Genomic DNA, 16303 nt, shown 5'->3' with positions numbered 1-16303 from the left:
CGTGCCGGGGTGCTGACGCCGCCCCGAAGATGTGGCTAACATCACGTCAACGCGGCAATGTTGCCGGAGCGTTACGGAGGTGCGCGACGTGCTGCCAGTTCACAGACCAAGCGGCCGAACACTGCGCATCTGCGGCATTCGCACGTCCTGGAACACGGTCGGGGACGGGGAGTTCTTCTGTCCCGACTGCGGGGGCGACCGCAACTACCGCCGTCGTACGGGCCGTCGCCGCTTCACCGTCCTCGGCGTTCCCGTACTCTCCCGCGGAGCCGCCGGGCCGGTCGTCGAATGCACCGCCTGCCACGGCCACTTCGGCACGGACATCCTCGACCATCCCACCACCGTCCGCTTCTCCGCGATGCTGCGGGACGCCGTCCACACCGTTGTGCTCGCCGTGCTCGTGGCGGGCGGCACCTCCTCCCGTACGGTCAGGGAAACCGCCGTGCTGGCGGCCCGCGCGGCCGGCTTCGAGGACTGCACGGAGGACCGGCTGACGGGTCTGGTCGAGGCGCTCGTCGCCGACACCGGCCGGTTCGTCGTCGACCCGGGCCCCTGCGGCGCGGCGCTCGCCATCGAGCTGCACGAGGCCCTGGAGCCACTGGCCCCGCATCTCGCCCCGGCGGGGCGGGAGTCGATCCTGTTGCAGGGCGCCAGGATCGCCCTGGCCGACGGGCCGTACAGCGGGGCGGAGCGCGAGGTGCTGAGCATTGTCGGCGGCGCGCTCCAACTGTGCGCGGACGACACCGCGAGGCTGCTGCTGGCCGCCTCGGGCACACCCTCCTGAGCGTCTGGGCGCGCTGGGCGCGATTCAGGGCCGGCGGGCCCGCGCCGAATTCGGCGAGAAGGTGACGTTCGACCTGGCGAGGGCTGTAGCCGAGGCGGGCGGCGAGGCCGGGCATGCCCGCCGGCATCGGCCACGCGGGTGGCCGATGCCGGCGGCAATCCACTACGAAGGCCGGCTGACCTGGTGGGCCGGTCCGGCCGAGCCGGTCCCCGGTGGGTCAGGCGAAGTAGTGGTCCTGGTCGAGGTCGGCCAGCAGGCCGGGCTCCTGGGGGTGCCAGTCGTAGCGCTTCCGGGTCGCGGTGCTCGACGTCGGGTTGTCGTTGCGGGCGAACCGCAGGATCCACCCGAAGTGGGCGGCCGCCTCCTCCTCGCCGAGAGAGACCACCGGTACGCCGAGGCGGCGGCCGACAACGTCGGCGACGGCCCGCAGCGGTACGCCCTCCTCGGCGGCCGCGTGCAGGACGGCACCGGCGTCGGCCGACTCCAGGGCCTTGCGGTAGAGCCGGGCGGCGTCGAGGCGGTGCACGGCCGGCCAGCGGTTGGCGCCGTCGCCCGGGTGGGCGGAGACGCCCTTGTCCCGGGCGAGGCCGATCAGGTTCGGGACGAAGCCGTGGTCGCCGGCGCCGTGCACGGACGCCGAGAGCCGGATCGCGGAGACCCGTACGCCACGGTCGGCCAGGGCCAGCGCGGCCCGCTCCGCCTCGCCCCGGTGCGCGCCGGGCGCCGCCGGGTCCGGGCCGTCGGTCTCGGTGCCGAGGCGGCCGGGGGTGAGCACACCGGTGGCGGAGCTGATGACGAGGGGGCGGCCGGAGCCTTCGAGGGCGTCGCCGAACGCCGCGAGCGCGGCGAGCTCGGTGCGCAGGGCGCCGGGCATGTCGTCGTGGTTGAAGCCGGTGTGGATCACGCCGTCCGTGACTCCCGCCGCGGCCCGCAGCCCGTCGACGTCGTTCAGATCGCCCCGGTACGCCTCCACCCCCACCTCCTTCAGGGCCGCCTCGGCCGCGTCCGAGCGGGCCAGGCCGAGCACCTGGTGCCCGGCGCCGAGCAGCTCGCGGACGACCGCGCTGCCGATGAACCCGGTGGCGCCGGTGACGAATACACGCATGACTGTTTACCTCACGGAGAGTTTCTGCTGGAGACCCCAGCCTGCGTCCCGCACCGGCCACCGGTCCAAGACCTGTTTGGCACCGGGTGATGCTCCATCGGTCATGGCCGCAGCTCATGGCGGGAGTAGGGTCGAGGGGTGACCGATTCCCGCGTATCGCCGGCGGACCTGGAGCTGCGCCTGGTGCGCTACTTCACGGTGGTCGCCGACGAGCTGCACTTCGGCCGGGCCGCCGACGTGCTGCGGCTGGCGCAGCCGTCGCTGAGCCGGCAGATCCGGCGCCTGGAACAGCAGCTCGGCGCCCGGCTGCTGGACCGTACTCCGCGCGGGACGCGGCTGACCGAGGCCGGCGAGATCTTTCTGCCGCAGGCCAGGGAGCTGCTGCGGACCGCCGCACGGGCCACGGCGAGCGCCCGGTCCGCAGCGGGCCACGGTCCGTTCACCGTGGGTTACACCACGAATCTCATCGTCACCCCGGCCGTACGCGAGCTGCGCCACCGGTATCCGGAGGCCGATGTGCGCGCCGCGCACCTGAGCTGGAGCGAGCCGCGGGACGCGCTGCTCGACCACCGGGTGGACGTGGTCGCGGCGCGGCTGGTGTTCGCCGAGGACGGGCTGGAGATCACCCCGCTCTACGAGGAGCCGCGCGTCCTGCTGGTCCCGCTCGGCCACCGGCTGGCCGGGAAGGAGTCGGTCACCCTCGACGACATCGCCGACGAGACGCTCCCCCGGTTCGCGGGCATCGACGGGGGCGGGGCCAATCCGCCGGGCCACACCCGGCTGGGTGCGCTGGTGGAGACGCTGGAGGACAAGCTGGAGCTGGTCGCGGGCGATGACGTGGTGTCGCTGGCGCCCGCCGGGTTCGCGGCCGGTCTGCGGCCGGACATCGTGAGCGTTCCGGTCTTGGACGCGCTGCCGGTGCGGGTCGTGCTGGCCGCCAGATCCGGCGAACGGCACCCGCTGCTCGCCGCGTTCCGCAGGGCGGCGGCGACGCATCTGGTCCCCGCGGGCTGAACGGGCGGGCTGAGGGCGGCAGTCGCGGAGAGGGCGGGCCCGGGTCCGGCGTCCGTGTCGGCCGGGCGCCCGAACCGGGCCGCGCGCGGAGCCGCGGCCGAACGCCACCCAGGTCACCAGCCGGCTGTAGAAGCCGGCACGGTGAACGACCACATCACCGTGCTCACCGACGCGCTCGCGCAGATACCCGCTCCTCAGCCGCGAAGTTCCTCATCCGCGTGGACGGTGCCGGGGCCGCGCACGGGCCGGGACGGCCGCTGCAAGGGGCACGCGGGCATGCGGGACAATGAAGTCCATGAGTCTGTTCCGGGACGACGGCGTTGTGCTGCGCACCCAGAAGCTCGGTGAGGCCGACCGCATCATCACGCTTCTGACCCGCGGCCACGGGCGGGTCCGCGCCGTCGCCCGGGGGGTGCGGCGGACGAAGTCCAAGTTCGGGGCGCGGCTGGAGCCGTTCTCCCATGTCGACGTGCAGTTCTTCGCGCGCGGCAGTGAACTCGTCGGCCGCGGGCTGCCGCTCTGCACGCAGAGCGAGACCATCGCTCCGTACGGTGGCGGCATCGTCACGGACTATGCCCGCTACACGGCGGGCACCGCCATGCTGGAGACTGCGGAGCGTTTCACCGATCACGAGGGCGAGCCGGCCGTCCAGCAGTATCTGCTTCTCGTCGGCGGGCTGCGTACGCTCGCCCGGGGCGAGCACGCCCCGCATCTGATCCTGGACGCCTTCCTGCTGCGCTCTCTCGCCGTCAACGGCTACGCGCCGAGCTTCGACGACTGCGCGCGGTGCGGACTGCACGGCCCGAACCGTTTCTTCTCCGTGGCGGCGGGCGGTGTCACCTGCGGGGACTGCCGGGTGCCCGGCAGCGTCGTACCCTCGGCGGAGGCCGTCGGACTGCTCAGCGCGCTGCTGACCGGTGACTGGGAGACGGCCGACGCGTGCGAGGCACGGCACGTCAGAGAGGGCAGCGGGCTGGTGTCCGCCTATCTGCACTGGCATCTGGAGCGCGGCCTGCGCTCGCTCAGATACGTGGAAAAGAACTAGGAGACAAGAGCGCATGGCACGACGCGGAATCATGGGGCGGTCCCGCCGCGACTACAAGACACCGGAACCGCACCCCTCCGGTGCGCGCCCGCCGAAGATCCCCGGCGAACTGGTGCCGAAGCATGTGGCCGTCGTCATGGACGGGAACGGCCGCTGGGCCAAGGAGCGCGGTCTGCCGCGCACGGAGGGCCACAAGGTCGGCGAGGGCGTCGTCCTCGACGTCCTCAAGGGCTGCCTGGAGATGGGCGTCAAGAACCTCTCCCTGTACGCCTTCTCGACCGAGAACTGGAAGCGCACGCCCGACGAGGTGCGCTTCCTGATGAACTTCAACCGTGATGTCATCCGTCGCCGCCGCGACGAGATGGACGAACTGGGCATCCGGATCCGCTGGGTCGGCCGGATGCCGAAGATGTGGAAGTCCGTCGTCGAGGAACTCCAGGTCGCCCAGGAGCAGACGAAGGACAACGATGCCATGACGCTGTATTTCTGCGTCAATTACGGCGGTCGTGCCGAGATCGCGGACGCGGCGCAGGCGCTCGCGGCCGATGTGGCGTCCGGCAAGCTGGACCCGTCCAAGGTCAATGAGAAGACCTTCGCGAAGTACCTGTACTACCCGGACATGCCGGACGTGGACCTCTTCCTGCGTCCCAGCGGTGAGCAGCGCACGTCCAACTACCTGATCTGGCAGAGCAGTTACGCGGAGATGGTCTTCCAGGACGTGCTGTGGCCGGACTTCGACCGCCGGGATCTGTGGCGGGCCTGCCTGGAGTACGCGTCCAGGGACCGGCGCTTCGGCGGCGCGCTGCCCAACCAGACGACCGGTGCGGACGGCGAGGAGGAGTCCGGGCCGGCGTCCGCGGAGCAGCAGGGCTGACATGCGGCGGGTCCGGCGGCCGACGGGCGGTGAGCCCTCGGCCGCCGGACCCGGCGGTGTCCCGTCCTGATCGCGATCGGCGACCCGCGTCAGTTCCTTCCGGCGGCCGCCGCGCACTCCGCGCAGGTGCCGAAGATCTCCACCGTGTGTGCCACGCTCACATAGCCGTGCTGCGCCGCGACCGTCTCCGCCCACTGCTCCACCGCGGGCCCCTCGACCTCGACGGCCTTTCCGCAGATCCGGCACACGAGATGGTGATGATGGTCCCCGGTCGAGCAGCGCCGGTAGACGGACTCGCCGTCGGTGGTGCGCAGTACGTCGACCTCTCCGGCGTCGGCGAGTGACTGGAGCGTCCGGTAGACGGTGGTCAGACCGACCGAGTCGCCGCGGTGCTTGAGGACGTCGTGGAGCTCCTGCGCGCTGCGGAACTCGTCCACCTGGTCGAGCGCCGCCGCCACCGCCGCACGCTGGCGTGTAGATCGGCCGCGCACGGGGGCCGCGTCTGATTCACTGTTCGGCGCAGTCGTCACAGGTGCCTCCTTGCCTCTGCCCGTATCCGCCGGGCGTTGCCCGCATCCATCGGGCCCATTCTGCCAGTTCGTGGTCACGCCGTGATGTCGTCGGCGGGCCGCCGCGCGGCAGGTACGGACGGGGCCTTCACCGCGCGCCCGCCCCCGGCTGACGGCGCTTCGGCGTCCGCCTCGGGTGCTTCCGGCACGGCCCTCAGCGCGCGGGCCCGGCGCCTTGCCAGTGGGGTGGCGAGGGCGGTCAGGACCAGGAAGAGGCCGATCGCGATCAGCACGATCGTCGCGCCGGGCGGCACGTCCTGGTAGTACGAGGTGACCGTGCCGGCCAGGGTGACGGCCGTACCGATCACGACGGCCAGGACAAAGGTGACCAGGAAGGACCGGGTGATCTGCTGCGCCGCCGCGACCGGCACCACCATCAGCGCGCTGACCAGCAGCAGCCCGACCACCCGCATGGCGACGGTGACCGTCATCGCGGCCGTGACCGCGATCAGCAGATTGAGGGCGCGCACCGGCAGTCCGGTGACCCGGGCGAACTCCTCGTCCTGGCTGACCGCGAAGAGCTGCCGTCGCAGCCCCACCGTGACCAGTACGACCAACGCGGCGAGCACGGAGATCGAGACCACGTCCTGGGACGAGACCGTGGAGAGCGAACCGAAGAGGTACGAGCTGAGCACCCCGGTGGAGCCGTTCGGCGCGAGATTGATCAGCAGCACACCGCCCGACATGCCGCCGTAGAACAGCATCGCCAGCGCGATGTCACCGCGGGTGCGGCTGTATGTCCTGATCAGTTCCATCGTCACGGCGCCGAACACCGAGACCAGGGTCGCCATCCACACCGGGCTGGTGGAGAGCAGGAAGCCCAGGCCGACGCCGGTCAGGGCGACATGGCCGATGCCGTCGCCCATCAGCGCCTGGCGGCGCTGTACGAGGTGGATGCCGATGGCGGGAGCGGTGACGCCGACGAGCACCGCCGCGATCAGGGCCCGCTGCATAAGTGCGGTTTCGAGGATTTCCATGGTCAGGTCAGCAGTCCCGTACGGAGCGGCTCACCGGCCGCGTGGGGGTGGGCGTGGTCGTGGCCGGGCCCGGAGTACGGGCCGACGGTCCCGGGCGGTCCCTCGCGCACCACGCGGCCGTCGTGCAGGACCACCGCGCGGTCGATCAGCGGCTCCAGCGGGCCCAGTTCATGCAGGACGAGCAGGACGGTCGTCCCGGCCGCCACCTGCTGGCGCAGGGTCGCCGCCAGAATGCGCTGGCTGGCCAGGTCCACGCCCGCCATCGGCTCGTCCATGATGAGCAGGTCGGGTTCGGCGGCGAGTGCCCTGGCTATCAGCACGCGCTGGTGCTGGCCGCCGGAGAGCGCGTTGACGGAGTCCTTGGCGCGGTCGGCGAGCCCGACGAGCTCGATGGCCCGCTGGACGGCCGCCCGGTCCGCCCTGCCGGGCCACCGCAGCTTCGTACGGGAGAGCCGGCCGGCGGACACGATCTCGCGGACCGTGGCGGGCACACCGCCCGCCGCCGTGGTGCGCTGTGGCACATAGCCGATGCGCGCCCAGTCGCGGAAGCGGCGCCGTTCCGTGCCGAACAGGGTGATCGCGCCCTCGGTCAGCGGCACCTGGCCGATGAGGGCGCGGACGACGGTGGACTTGCCCGAGCCGTTGGCGCCGAGCAGCGCGACGACCTCGCCCCGGCGCACGGTGAGGTCGACGCCTCGCAGCACGGGACGTGAGCCGAGTTCGGCTCCGGCCCCGCGGACGGATATGACAGGGGTGGCGTCCTGGTCCGCCTGCCCGTTCTCCGTCGTGGGCGCGGCGTTCTCCGCGGCCCGCGCGGACCCCGCGCCGTGCACAGTCGCCATGTCGGGCGCCTCCGATGCTGCTGGCTCTTTCACGTCACATGGTTCACTTCGCGCCGAGTGCCTTCTGGAGTGCGGTCAGGTTGGACTCCATGACCTCGATGTAGTCGCGGCCCTTGGACCGGTCCGTGATCCCCTCGATCGGGTCGAGGACATCGGTCTTCAGACCCGCGTCGGCGGCGATGGTCTTGGCGGTCTTGTCGCTGGTGAGTGTCTCGAAGAATACGGTGCTCACCTTCTCGCGCTTCGCGACGGCCCCCAGATCCCTGACCCGCGCCGGGCTCGGCTCCGCCTCCGGGTCCATCCCGACGATGGCCTCCTGCTCCAGGCCGTAGCGCTCGGCGAGGTAGCCGAAGGCGGCATGGGTGGTGATGAAGGTCTTGCCGGTGGTGTTCGCGAGGCCCTGCTTGAAGGCGGTGTCGAGGCCGCCGAGCTTCTTGACCAGGGCGTCGGTGTTCTTCTTGTAGTCGGCTGCGTGGTCCGGGTCGGCCTTCTCCATGGAGGCGCCGACGCCCCGGGCGACCTCGGCGAACCGCACCGGGTCGAGCCAGATGTGCGGGTCGTTGCCGTCCGGGGTGGCCTCTTCGGCCTCCGCTTCGTGGGTCTCCTCGTGCACGCCGGCCTCGGTGCCGTGCTTCTCCAGCGTCGTGAGGGAGCCGGCGTCCACGATGTTCGCGCCGCCGGACTGGGCGACGGCGTCGTCGACGGCCGGCGCGATGCCCTTGAGGTAGAGGATGACGCCCGCGTCGCCGAGCCTGGCGACGTCCCTGGGCTTGAGCTCCAAGTCGTGCGGCTCGACACCGGGCGGGGTGAGCGTGGTGACGGAGACATGGTCGCCGCCGATCTCCGTGGCCAGGTACTGCAGCGGATAGAACGACGCGGTGATCCCGAGCTTCTCTCCGCCCTTGCTGTCGCCTCCGTCGGCGGCGTCGGAGGAGCAGGCGGACAATGAAACCAGGCCGAGCGTGACAGCTCCGGCCATGGCGGCGGTGGGTATGAGGCGTCGTACGTTCATGACAGTCATTTTCAACAAATTTGGAAACGATTGTCAACAAGGGATGGTGTGACCTCTTACCCCGCACCGATTTGATCCAGGGGGTGCGCCCGCCGGTAATCTGAAGCATTCGCCGTTCGTCGTCGTCGTAATGAAGAGAGCACCGTGGCCGCCGACAAGATCGACAGCATCGTCAACCTGAGCAAGCGCCGTGGCTTCGTCTACCCGTCCAGTGAGATTTACGGTGGTCAGCGAGCCGCCTGGGACTACGGGCCGCTCGGAGTCGAGCTCAAGGAGAACCTCAAGCGCCAGTGGTGGCGCTACATGGTCACCTCGCGCGAGGACGTTGTCGGTCTCGACTCGTCAGTGATCCTGGCCACGGAGGTCTGGGAGGCGTCCGGCCACGTCGCGACCTTCACCGACCCGCTCACCGAGTGCACCTCCTGCCACAAGAGGTTCCGCGCGGACCACCTGGAGGAGGCGTACGAGGAGAAGCACGGCAAGGCCCCCGCGAATGGCCTGGCCGACCTCAACTGCCCCAACTGCGGCAACAAGGGCACCTTCACCGAGCCCAAGCAGTTCTCCGGCCTGCTCACCACCCACCTCGGCCCGACGCAGGACTCCGGCTCCGTCGCCTACCTGCGGCCGGAGACCGCGCAGGGTATTTTCACCAACTTCGCCCAGGTGCAGCAGACTTCCCGCAAGAAGCCGCCGTTCGGTATCGCCCAGACGGGCAAGTCCTTCCGGAACGAGATCACTCCGGGCAACTTCATCTTCCGCACCCGCGAGTTCGAGCAGATGGAGATGGAGTTCTTCGTCAAGCCGGGCGAGGACGAGCAGTGGCAGGAATACTGGATGGAGCAGCGCTGGAACTGGTACCGCGACCTGGGTCTCCGTGAGGAGAACATGCGCTGGTACGAGCACCCCAAGGAGAAGCTCTCCCACTATTCCAAGCGCACCGCCGACATCGAGTACCGCTTCCAGTTCGGCGGCAGCGAGTGGGGCGAGCTGGAAGGTGTCGCCAACCGCACCGACTACGACCTCACGGCGCACTCCAAGGCGTCGGGCCACGACCTGTCGTTCTTCGACCAGGAGGCCGGCGAGCGCTGGACGCCGTATGTGATCGAGCCGGCCGCCGGTGTGGGCCGCGCGATGCTCGCGTTCATGCTCGACGCGTACAACGAGGACGAGGCACCCAACGCCAAGGGCGTGCTGGAGAAGCGCACCGTGCTGCGGCTCGACCCGCGTCTGGCGCCGGTCAAGGTCGCCGTGCTGCCACTCTCCCGGAACCCGCAGCTCTCGCCGAAGGCCAAGGGTCTCGCCACGGACCTGCGGCGCAACTGGAACATCGAGTTCGACGACGCGGGCGCCATCGGCCGCCGCTACCGCCGCCAGGACGAGATCGGCACGCCGTTCTGTGTCACCGTCGACTTCGACACTCTCGATGACAACGCGGTGACGGTGCGCGAGCGCGACACGATGAAGCAGGAGCGCGTTTCGCTCGACCAGATCCAGAGCTACCTCGGCGGCCGGCTGCTCGGCTGCTGAGCTGTTACGTTCATGCCAGTGAAGCCCCCGGTTCCGCCACGGAACCGGGGGCTTCACTGCAGACTGGGCACACGCGTCAACAGGAGGCTCGGATGCCGTCCCCGACCACCAGCAAGGTCAGCAGATGGGATCAGCACGGACGGGAACATGTCGTTCGCGTCCAGAAGGCGGGTGCCCAGCGGTCGTTGACATGTGACACCTGCGGCTGGCACAAGGGAGCGCAGTTCCTGCCCTGGCTCAAGGCCGAGGAACATCTCACCGAGGCCCACCAGGCGACCGTGGACCCGACCACCGGCTGACGGCGGGCGGGGGCCGGCTCAGACCCGCAGCCCGCGCAGTATCAGATCGCACACGGCGGTGAACTCGTCCCCGATGGTGGGCTTGTGCCACTCCCCGGCGTGCGCGGGGTCATGGAAACGGGAGGTGGCGGCGAACACCGCGCCGGCCGCCGCGGCCGGGTCCGCCGCGCTGAACTCCCCGGCCCGCACGCCCTCCTGGACGATCCTGGTGAGCTGGCGCGTGAGCTCCGTCAGATGCGCGTCGACCACCCCGCTGTTCTCGGCGATGAGCGCGGAGAAGGTGGCGAACAGCTCCGGGTCGTCGCCCGCCTTGTGACGCTTGGCGTCGAACAGCGTCAGCAGCCAGCCGCGCAGCTTCTCCGGGCCGGGTGCCGGAGCGGTCTCGGTGATCTGCTCCAGGGCCGCCTCCGTACGCCGCAGCCAGCGTGCGGTGACGGCCTCGCGCAGCTCCGCCTTGGTGCGGAAGTGCCGATAGACGCTGCCATGGCTGACTCCGAGCAGCCGCGCCACATCGACGACCGTGGCCTTGGCCGGGCCGTAGCGGCGCAGGACCTCCTCGGTGGCTTCGAGGATGCGCTCGGCGGTCAGGGACTCGGTGGCCATGGAGTGTCCGGCCTTTCTTGGCTTGGCAGCGTGCCTGACAGATGACGGTACCTGTCAGCCGCCCCCCGTCCGGCCGGCGGTGGACCGCCGCCGGTGCCGTGACGCTCAGCGCTCGCTGTCGAGATGCGCCATCTGGGCCGCCGGGTAGCGGTCGCCCGCGGCTGCACCGGCCGGGACCGCGTGCTCGACGGCGGCGAGATCGTCCGCGTCGAGGGTGATGTCGAAGGAGCCGAGGGCCTCGGCCAGCCGGTCGGGCCGGCGGGCACCGACGAGCGGCACGATGTCGTCGCCCCGCGACAGCACCCAGGCGATGGCGATCTGGGCGACCGTGACGCCCTTCCGCTCGGCGATCTCACGCAGCGCTTCGACCAGCGCCAGGTTGTGCCGGAGATTGCCGCCCCGGAAACGGGGGATGGCGGCGCGGAAGTCGGTGGGGTCCAGCTCGCGGGTGTGGGTGAAATGCCCGCTGATCAGCCCGCGCGAGAGCACGCCGTACGCCGTGACGCCGATGCCCAGCTCACGGACGGTGGGCAGGATGGCGTCCTCGATCCCGCGTGAGATCAGGGAGTACTCGATCTGGAGATCGGAGATCGGGGCGACGGCGGCGGCCCGGCGGATGGTCTCGGCGCCGGCCTCGGAGAGACCGATGTGGCGCACATGGCCGGCCTGGACCAGCTCGGCGATGGCGCCGATCGTCTCCTCGATCGGGACGTCAGGATCGACCCGGGTGAGCCGGTAGATGTCGATGTGGTCGGTGCCGAGGCGCCGCAGGGAGTACGCCGCGAAGTTCTTCACGGCGGCCGGACGTCCGTCGTTGCCGCCCCAGCCGTTGTCCGGGTCGCGCAGGGCACCGAACTTGACGCTGATGAGGGCCCGCTCCCGGGCGCCCGCCGGGGCCGTGCGCAGCGCTTCGTCGATCAGCAGTTCGTTGTGGCCCATGCCGTAGAAGTCGGCCGTGTCGAGCAGTGTGACGCCGGCGTCGAGGGCGGCGTGGATGGTGGCGATCGAGTCGGCACGGTCGCCACCCGGGTACAGCGCGGACATGCCCATGCAGCCGAGTCCGAGGGCGGAGACCTGGGGGCCGGTGGAGCCGAGGCGGCGGGTGGGGATGGTGGCCATGAGATTTCCTCCGACACGGATCCCGCCGGGGGAGGGACGGGATCGATATGGATCAGGGAGTGACCCGACCGACTGTGGCATGACCGATGACAGATTTCAATTTCTGTCAGCGTCCATCTGTTGGGCGCCGGTCGAAAACGGGTCACGTCCACGCCGTGCCCGGTGGTAGCGTCGTGCGCATGTTCTTCCAGATCTACGAGTGAGAGCGCGGCGGCCCCAGCCCGCCCCCCACCGAAGAATCCGCAGATCACTTCTCATCACATCGGGAGAACCCCGTGGCAAAGAGCCGCAACAACCTTCTCGGCGTGGGTGGACAGCGCAAGAAGCTGTCCCGCGCCGATCAGCAGGGCAACGGCCCGGCGCGCAACGCCGACCGCAAGGCCGCCGAGGACCAGAAGCAGGAGCTGGTGCGCAAGATGCGCGAGCGCGCCGCCGGACAGGGCGAGCAGCAGGACGGCGCGGCCGACGACCGGACGGGCGACCCGGCCGCCGCGCAGGACTGACGCGCCGTCACCTTCACGCATACGGCACCGGGCCCCGGATCATCTGATGATCCGGGGCCCGGTGCCATGTAGAAGCTCCGGCCGTCAGCTCACCGAGCGCGGCAGCCGCAGACTCAGCAGCACCGTCAGCACGACCACGCCGAGCTGCGCCAGCAGCGTGATCACCAGCGCGTCCCGCATCCCCGTCGAAGCGGCCAGGGTCAGGAAAAGCGTGCCGAGGGTCGCCACGCCCAGCGCCAGCGCGGACTGCTGGGTCGTGACCATTACACCGCTGCCGACCCCGGCCCGCTCGGACGGTACGTCGGAGAGCACGATCCGGAAGAGGACGGGCAGTTGGAGGCCCTGTCCGAGACCGGCCAGCGCCATGCCGGGCAGCAGGTCGAGCCAGCCGACCGACGGCCAGCCGCCCCAGGTGGCGAGCGCCAGCAGCGCCACACCGACGCCCTGGGACACCGCGCCCGTCGTGACCACGAGGCTGCCGTACCGCCGGACCAGCCGGGGTCCGGCCAGCGAGGCCCCGAAGAAGGCCACGGCCATCGGCACCAGCGCCATTCCGGCCCCTATCGCCCCCATGTGCAGGCCCTGCTGGAGCGCGATCGCGATCACGAACATGAAGCCGCCGAACCCGATGGAGAACGGCAGCACCAGCGCCAGCCCCCGTCTGAGCGAGACCAGTGCGAGCAGGCTCGGTGGCACCAGCGGGGTCCTGCCCTGCCGGTCCGCCCGTTTCTCGACGCGGTGGAAGGCGACGGCCGCGACCGGGAAGGCGGCGAGGGAGACCCAGGTCCAGGCGGGCCAGCCGGCCGCCCGGCCCTCCGTGAGCGGTGCCAGCAGTGTCACCAGCGCGACGGCCAGCAGCACCGTGCCCGGTGTGTCGATGGGCGCGGGCCGCTGGGAGCGGGTCTCCGGGACCGAACGTACCGCCAGCACCAGGCCCGTCAGCGCGACCGGCACATTGACCAGGAAGATCGCCCGCCAGCCGCTGCCGGCGAGGTCCGCGGCGACCAGGACGCCGCCCAGGATCTGCCCCGCGACCATCGACAGGCCGGCCGTCGCGCCGTACAGACTGATCGCCTTCGCGCGGCGTTGCCCCGACGTCGCGGACTGGATGGTGGCCAGCACCTGTGGCAGCATCAGCGCGGCGGCGGCGCCCTGGGCCACCCGGGCGCCGACCAGCGTCCAGGCGTTCGGCGCGAGGCCGCAGGCGAGTGAGGTGATCGCGAAGCCCGCCATCCCGGCGAGGAAAAGCCTTCGCCGGCCGAACATGTCGCCGAGCCGCCCGCCGAGAACGAGCAGCACCGCGTACGAGAGCCCGTATCCGGCGACCACCAGTTCCAGCAGCGCCGGTCCCGCGGCCAGATCGCGGTCGATGGTCGGCAGGGCGACATTGACGATGAAGAAGTCGATCAGCGGCAGGGACGCGCCGACCAGTACCGTGAAGAGACCGAGGGCACCGAGCACGGGCCCGTGATCATGGATGCCGGATCCGCCGGACGGCGCCCGCGTCTTCGCGGACTCCGTTGACGGCGCGGAGTCCGCGGCTTTCGCGGAGGTCGCCCGCTTCGTCAGCGAAGTGACCGGTTCTGGCACGGGCGCAGATGCTTCTTTGCTCACCCCATCAACAATCACTCTCGGCGGAGCCTGGTACCAGAGTGTCTTTATCCTGGTACATGGACTACCTGGCAATCGGCTGAGGCGTACGGCAAGCTGGAAAGATGACCGCAGCTGTGCAGGAAACGGACATCCGACGGCACGAGCTGGCGGGTTTTCTGCGCAGCCGCCGCGAGCGCATCACCCCCGAGCAGGTCGGCCTGCCGCGTGGCAGCCGCCGGCGCACGCCGGGACTGCGCCGCGAGGAGGTCGCCCAGCTCTCCGCCGTCGGCGTCACCTGGTACACCTGGCTGGAGCAGGCCCGGGACATCCAGGTCTCCGCCCAGGTGCTCGACGCGCTGGCCCGCGCGCTGATGCTGGACCGCAGTGAGCGGGCGCATCTGTTCGCCCTGGCGGGGGCTGTTGATCCCACACCCGGCGCGCCCTGCCCGCATGTCACGCCCGCGATGCGGCGGATGCTGGACCGGCTTGAGCCGTTCCCGGCGTGCGTGCAGAACAGCCGGTACGACATCCTCGCGTACAACCGCGTCTACGGGCAGCTCATGTGCGATCTGGACGCGCTGCCGCCCGAGGACCGCAACTGCATGTGGCTCGCCTTCACCAACGAGGAGTGGCGCTCCGCGCTCGGCAACCGCCAGGAGACGATCCGGATGATGGCGGCCAAGTTCCGCGCCGCCATGGCCGAGCATCTCGCAGAACCGGCCTGGAAGACACTGCTCGGACGGCTGCGGGCGGCCTCGCCGGAATTCTGCGAGATCTGGGAGCGGCACGAGGTGGTCGGCACCGGCGACCGGACCAAGAGATTCGTCAACGCCCAGGTCGGTGAGCTGAATCTGGAGCACACCAATCTCTGGCTCGGACCGTCCTCGGGGCCCCGGCTGGTCAGCTATGTGCCCGTGGACGACGAGTCCCTGGCCCGGCTCGAAAAGCTTCAGACGCTGGTCCCCGCCGGGCTCTGAGCGGCGGCGGGCTCCTCCAGCCGCCGCGCCGTCCGCTCCGCGGTCCGCCGGGCCCAGGGGCCGGAGGTCAGCAGTCCCACCACCAGGACGCAGGCGCCACAGGCCGTGATGATCCACCAGGCCGGCCCGCTCGCGTCCGTGAACCCGGCGCCGTATGACGCCGACGCGACCCCGCCCGCCAGCACCGCGCCGATCACGGCCACGCCCAGGGTCTGTCCGATCTGGCGGCTCGTGGAGGCGACCGCCGCCGCGACCCCGGCCTGGGAGCGGGGCATCCCGGAGACGGCGGTGTTGGTGATCGGCGCGTTCACCATGCCGAAGCCGATACCGAACAGCACATACCCGGTGAACAGCAGCGCGGTGGTCGACTCCGCGCCGAAGGCGGCGAACAGCACACCGCTGATCGTCATGGCGATCCCGGCCATCAGCAGCGGAAGCCGCGGTCCGCGACTGCCGACCAGCCGGCCCGACAGCGGGGCGCAGAGGAAGGTCATGGCCGCCATCGGCAGGATGTACAGCCCGGCGCGCAGCGCGGAGAGACCGCGGACGTCCTGGAGGAAGAGGGTGTTGAGGAAGAGGAACCCGCCGAGCGCGGCGAAGGCGCACACGGCTATGACGGTCGCGCCGCTGAACGGCGCGCTGCGGAAGAACCGCAGATCGATCAGCGGCTCGGCGCGCCTCGGCTCGTACCAGAGCAGACCGGCCAGCGAGAGCACCGCGACGGCGGCGAAGGACAGGATCAGCGGAGAGGTCAGGCCGGCCGACGGCGCCTCGATGATCGCGTAGGTCAGCGCGCCGAGGACACCGATGACCAGCACCTGACCGACCGGGTCGGGGCGGCGGGGCTTGGGGGCGCGGGACTCGGGGACATAGCGCCAGGTCAGCAGGAGGGCGGCGAGTCCGATCGGGAGATTGATCCAGAAGATCGACCGCCAGCCGACCGAGTCCACCAGCACTCCGCCCACCAGGGGCCCGGCCGCCATCGAGATCCCGACGACGGCGCCCCAGGCGCCGATCGCGCGGGCGCGCTCACGCCGGTCGGTGAAGGTGTTGGTGATGATCGACATCGCGACGGGGTTGAGCATCGAACCGCCGACCGCCTGCACCATGCGGAAGGCCACCAGCGATTCGAGGCTGGGTGCGAGGGAGCAGAGGAGCGAGCCGAGGGTGAAGATGACCAGCCCGGCCTTGAAGACCCGTCTGCGGCCGATCCGGTCGGCCGTGGAGCCCGCGAGCATCAGCAGGGACGCGAGGACGAGGGTGTAGGCGTCGATGGTCCACTGCAGTCCGGCCACCGAGGCGTGCAGTTCCCTCTGCATGGACGGCAGGGCTACGTTCAGGACGGTGTTGTCCAGACTGACGATCAGCAGGCTCATGCAGCAGATCGCCAGCACCAGTGATTTCCGTCGATGGCTGAGCTCGGGCATGTGTCGATAGTACGGCTAACTAATGAATGATGG

17 protein-coding genes are annotated in these 16303 nt (G+C 70.6%); 8 read left to right on the top strand and 9 right to left on the bottom strand.

Annotated features, from left to right (window positions below; all coding sequences use genetic code 11):
- Positions 1-88 precede the first annotated feature (88 nt).
- Positions 89-784 (top strand): TerB family tellurite resistance protein, encoded by a 696-nt coding sequence (locus ABZ707_RS03245; RefSeq protein ID WP_360166791.1) that lies wholly within the window; start codon positions 89-91, stop codon positions 782-784.
- 217 nt (positions 785-1001) lie between these two features.
- Here the strand turns inward: ABZ707_RS03245 and ABZ707_RS03240 are convergent, their stop codons facing one another.
- Positions 1002-1889 carry an SDR family oxidoreductase gene (locus ABZ707_RS03240; RefSeq protein ID WP_360166788.1) on the bottom strand — a complete coding sequence of 296 codons (888 nt, stop codon included), beginning with the start codon at positions 1887-1889 and terminating at the stop codon, positions 1002-1004.
- 138 nt (positions 1890-2027) lie between these two features.
- Between ABZ707_RS03240 and ABZ707_RS03235 the strand changes: the two genes are divergently transcribed.
- The 3 genes from ABZ707_RS03235 (at position 2028) to ABZ707_RS03225 (ending at position 4822) form a co-directional block, all read left to right on the top strand.
- Positions 2028-2903 (top strand): LysR family transcriptional regulator, encoded by an 876-nt coding sequence (locus ABZ707_RS03235; protein ID WP_360166785.1) that lies wholly within the window; start codon positions 2028-2030, stop codon positions 2901-2903.
- Positions 2904-3198: 295 nt separating this feature from the next.
- A complete protein-coding gene (recO, locus tag ABZ707_RS03230) occupies positions 3199-3948 on the top strand; it encodes a DNA repair protein RecO (protein WP_360166782.1) in 750 nt (249 codons plus the stop codon).
- A 13-nt stretch (positions 3949-3961) separates the two neighbouring features.
- Positions 3962-4822 (top strand): isoprenyl transferase, encoded by an 861-nt coding sequence (locus ABZ707_RS03225; RefSeq protein WP_360166779.1) that lies wholly within the window; start codon positions 3962-3964, stop codon positions 4820-4822.
- Between the two features lie 89 nt (positions 4823-4911).
- Here ABZ707_RS03225 and ABZ707_RS03220 read toward each other — a convergent pair whose 3' ends face one another.
- The 4 genes from ABZ707_RS03220 to ABZ707_RS03205 all read right to left on the bottom strand — a co-directional run bounded on the left by ABZ707_RS03220 (position 4912) and on the right by ABZ707_RS03205 (position 8222).
- Positions 4912-5352, bottom strand: a complete 441-nt coding sequence (locus ABZ707_RS03220; RefSeq protein ID WP_360166776.1) for a Fur family transcriptional regulator — start codon at positions 5350-5352, stop codon at positions 4912-4914.
- 74 nt (positions 5353-5426) lie between these two features.
- Positions 5427-6368, bottom strand: a complete 942-nt coding sequence (locus ABZ707_RS03215) for a metal ABC transporter permease (protein WP_360166773.1) — start codon at positions 6366-6368, stop codon at positions 5427-5429.
- Positions 6369-6370: 2 nt separating this feature from the next.
- Positions 6371-7210, bottom strand: coding sequence for a metal ABC transporter ATP-binding protein (locus ABZ707_RS03210; RefSeq protein WP_360166770.1), 840 nt, complete (start codon positions 7208-7210; stop codon positions 6371-6373).
- A 43-nt stretch (positions 7211-7253) separates the two neighbouring features.
- Positions 7254-8222: a metal ABC transporter substrate-binding protein gene (locus ABZ707_RS03205; protein WP_360166767.1), complete on the bottom strand. Its 969-nt coding sequence runs from the start codon at positions 8220-8222 to the stop codon at positions 7254-7256.
- 144 nt (positions 8223-8366) lie between these two features.
- On the opposite strand from ABZ707_RS03205, the gene ABZ707_RS03200 reads away from it, so the two are divergent.
- Together ABZ707_RS03200 and ABZ707_RS03195 are read left to right on the top strand one after the other, a co-directional pair.
- Positions 8367-9749: a glycine--tRNA ligase gene (locus tag ABZ707_RS03200; RefSeq protein WP_360166764.1), complete on the top strand. Its 1383-nt coding sequence runs from the start codon at positions 8367-8369 to the stop codon at positions 9747-9749.
- Positions 9750-9841: 92 nt separating this feature from the next.
- Entirely contained in the window at positions 9842-10048 is a 207-nt protein-coding gene (locus ABZ707_RS03195) for a hypothetical protein (protein WP_360166761.1), read from the top strand.
- A gap of 18 nt (positions 10049-10066) precedes the next feature.
- Here the strand turns inward: ABZ707_RS03195 and ABZ707_RS03190 are convergent, their stop codons facing one another.
- Both ABZ707_RS03190 and ABZ707_RS03185 read right to left on the bottom strand, forming a co-directional pair.
- Positions 10067-10651, bottom strand: a complete 585-nt coding sequence (locus tag ABZ707_RS03190) for a TetR/AcrR family transcriptional regulator (protein ID WP_360166758.1) — start codon at positions 10649-10651, stop codon at positions 10067-10069.
- 105 nt (positions 10652-10756) lie between these two features.
- Positions 10757-11770 carry an aldo/keto reductase gene (locus ABZ707_RS03185; protein ID WP_360166755.1) on the bottom strand — a complete coding sequence of 338 codons (1014 nt, stop codon included), beginning with the start codon at positions 11768-11770 and terminating at the stop codon, positions 10757-10759.
- A gap of 275 nt (positions 11771-12045) precedes the next feature.
- Between ABZ707_RS03185 and ABZ707_RS03180 the strand changes: the two genes are divergently transcribed.
- Entirely contained in the window at positions 12046-12273 is a 228-nt protein-coding gene (locus ABZ707_RS03180) for a DUF6243 family protein (protein ID WP_360166752.1), read from the top strand.
- An 84-nt stretch (positions 12274-12357) separates the two neighbouring features.
- Here ABZ707_RS03180 and ABZ707_RS03175 read toward each other — a convergent pair whose 3' ends face one another.
- Positions 12358-13752: an MFS transporter gene (locus tag ABZ707_RS03175; RefSeq protein WP_360167003.1), complete on the bottom strand. Its 1395-nt coding sequence runs from the start codon at positions 13750-13752 to the stop codon at positions 12358-12360.
- A 236-nt stretch (positions 13753-13988) separates the two neighbouring features.
- On the opposite strand from ABZ707_RS03175, the gene ABZ707_RS03170 reads away from it, so the two are divergent.
- Positions 13989-14843, top strand: coding sequence for a helix-turn-helix transcriptional regulator (locus ABZ707_RS03170; RefSeq protein WP_360166749.1), 855 nt, complete (start codon positions 13989-13991; stop codon positions 14841-14843).
- On the opposite strand, the gene ABZ707_RS03165 is transcribed toward ABZ707_RS03170, so the two are convergent.
- Positions 14816-16270, bottom strand: a complete 1455-nt coding sequence (locus tag ABZ707_RS03165; RefSeq protein WP_360166746.1) for an MFS transporter — start codon at positions 16268-16270, stop codon at positions 14816-14818. The genes ABZ707_RS03170 and ABZ707_RS03165 overlap by 28 nt on opposite strands.
- Positions 16271-16303 lie beyond the last annotated feature (33 nt).

Origin of the sequence: Streptomyces sp. NPDC006923, from assembly GCF_040635655.1 — a bacterium.
GTDB lineage: Bacteria > Actinomycetota > Actinomycetes > Streptomycetales > Streptomycetaceae > Streptomyces.
The sequence above is the reverse complement of the archived record's forward strand: the minus strand, read 5'-3'. Positions and strand labels throughout refer to the sequence as shown.

Coding starts and splice junctions, on each gene's coding strand:
- ABZ707_RS03195 (WP_360166761.1), top strand. CDS start 9,842: ATGCCGTCCCCGACCACCAGCAAGGTCAGCAGATGGGATCAGCACGGA.
- ABZ707_RS03165 (WP_360166746.1), bottom strand. CDS start 16,270: ATGCCCGAGCTCAGCCATCGACGGAAATCACTGGTGCTGGCGATCTGC.
- ABZ707_RS03215 (WP_360166773.1), bottom strand. CDS start 6,368: ATGGAAATCCTCGAAACCGCACTTATGCAGCGGGCCCTGATCGCGGCG.
- ABZ707_RS03240 (WP_360166788.1), bottom strand. CDS start 1,889: ATGCGTGTATTCGTCACCGGCGCCACCGGGTTCATCGGCAGCGCGGTC.
- ABZ707_RS03205 (WP_360166767.1), bottom strand. CDS start 8,222: ATGAACGTACGACGCCTCATACCCACCGCCGCCATGGCCGGAGCTGTC.
- ABZ707_RS03170 (WP_360166749.1), top strand. CDS start 13,989: ATGACCGCAGCTGTGCAGGAAACGGACATCCGACGGCACGAGCTGGCG.
- ABZ707_RS03210 (WP_360166770.1), bottom strand. CDS start 7,210: ATGGCGACTGTGCACGGCGCGGGGTCCGCGCGGGCCGCGGAGAACGCC.
- ABZ707_RS03185 (WP_360166755.1), bottom strand. CDS start 11,770: ATGGCCACCATCCCCACCCGCCGCCTCGGCTCCACCGGCCCCCAGGTC.
- ABZ707_RS03225 (WP_360166779.1), top strand. CDS start 3,962: ATGGCACGACGCGGAATCATGGGGCGGTCCCGCCGCGACTACAAGACA.
- ABZ707_RS03190 (WP_360166758.1), bottom strand. CDS start 10,651: ATGGCCACCGAGTCCCTGACCGCCGAGCGCATCCTCGAAGCCACCGAG.
- recO (WP_360166782.1), top strand. CDS start 3,199: ATGAGTCTGTTCCGGGACGACGGCGTTGTGCTGCGCACCCAGAAGCTC.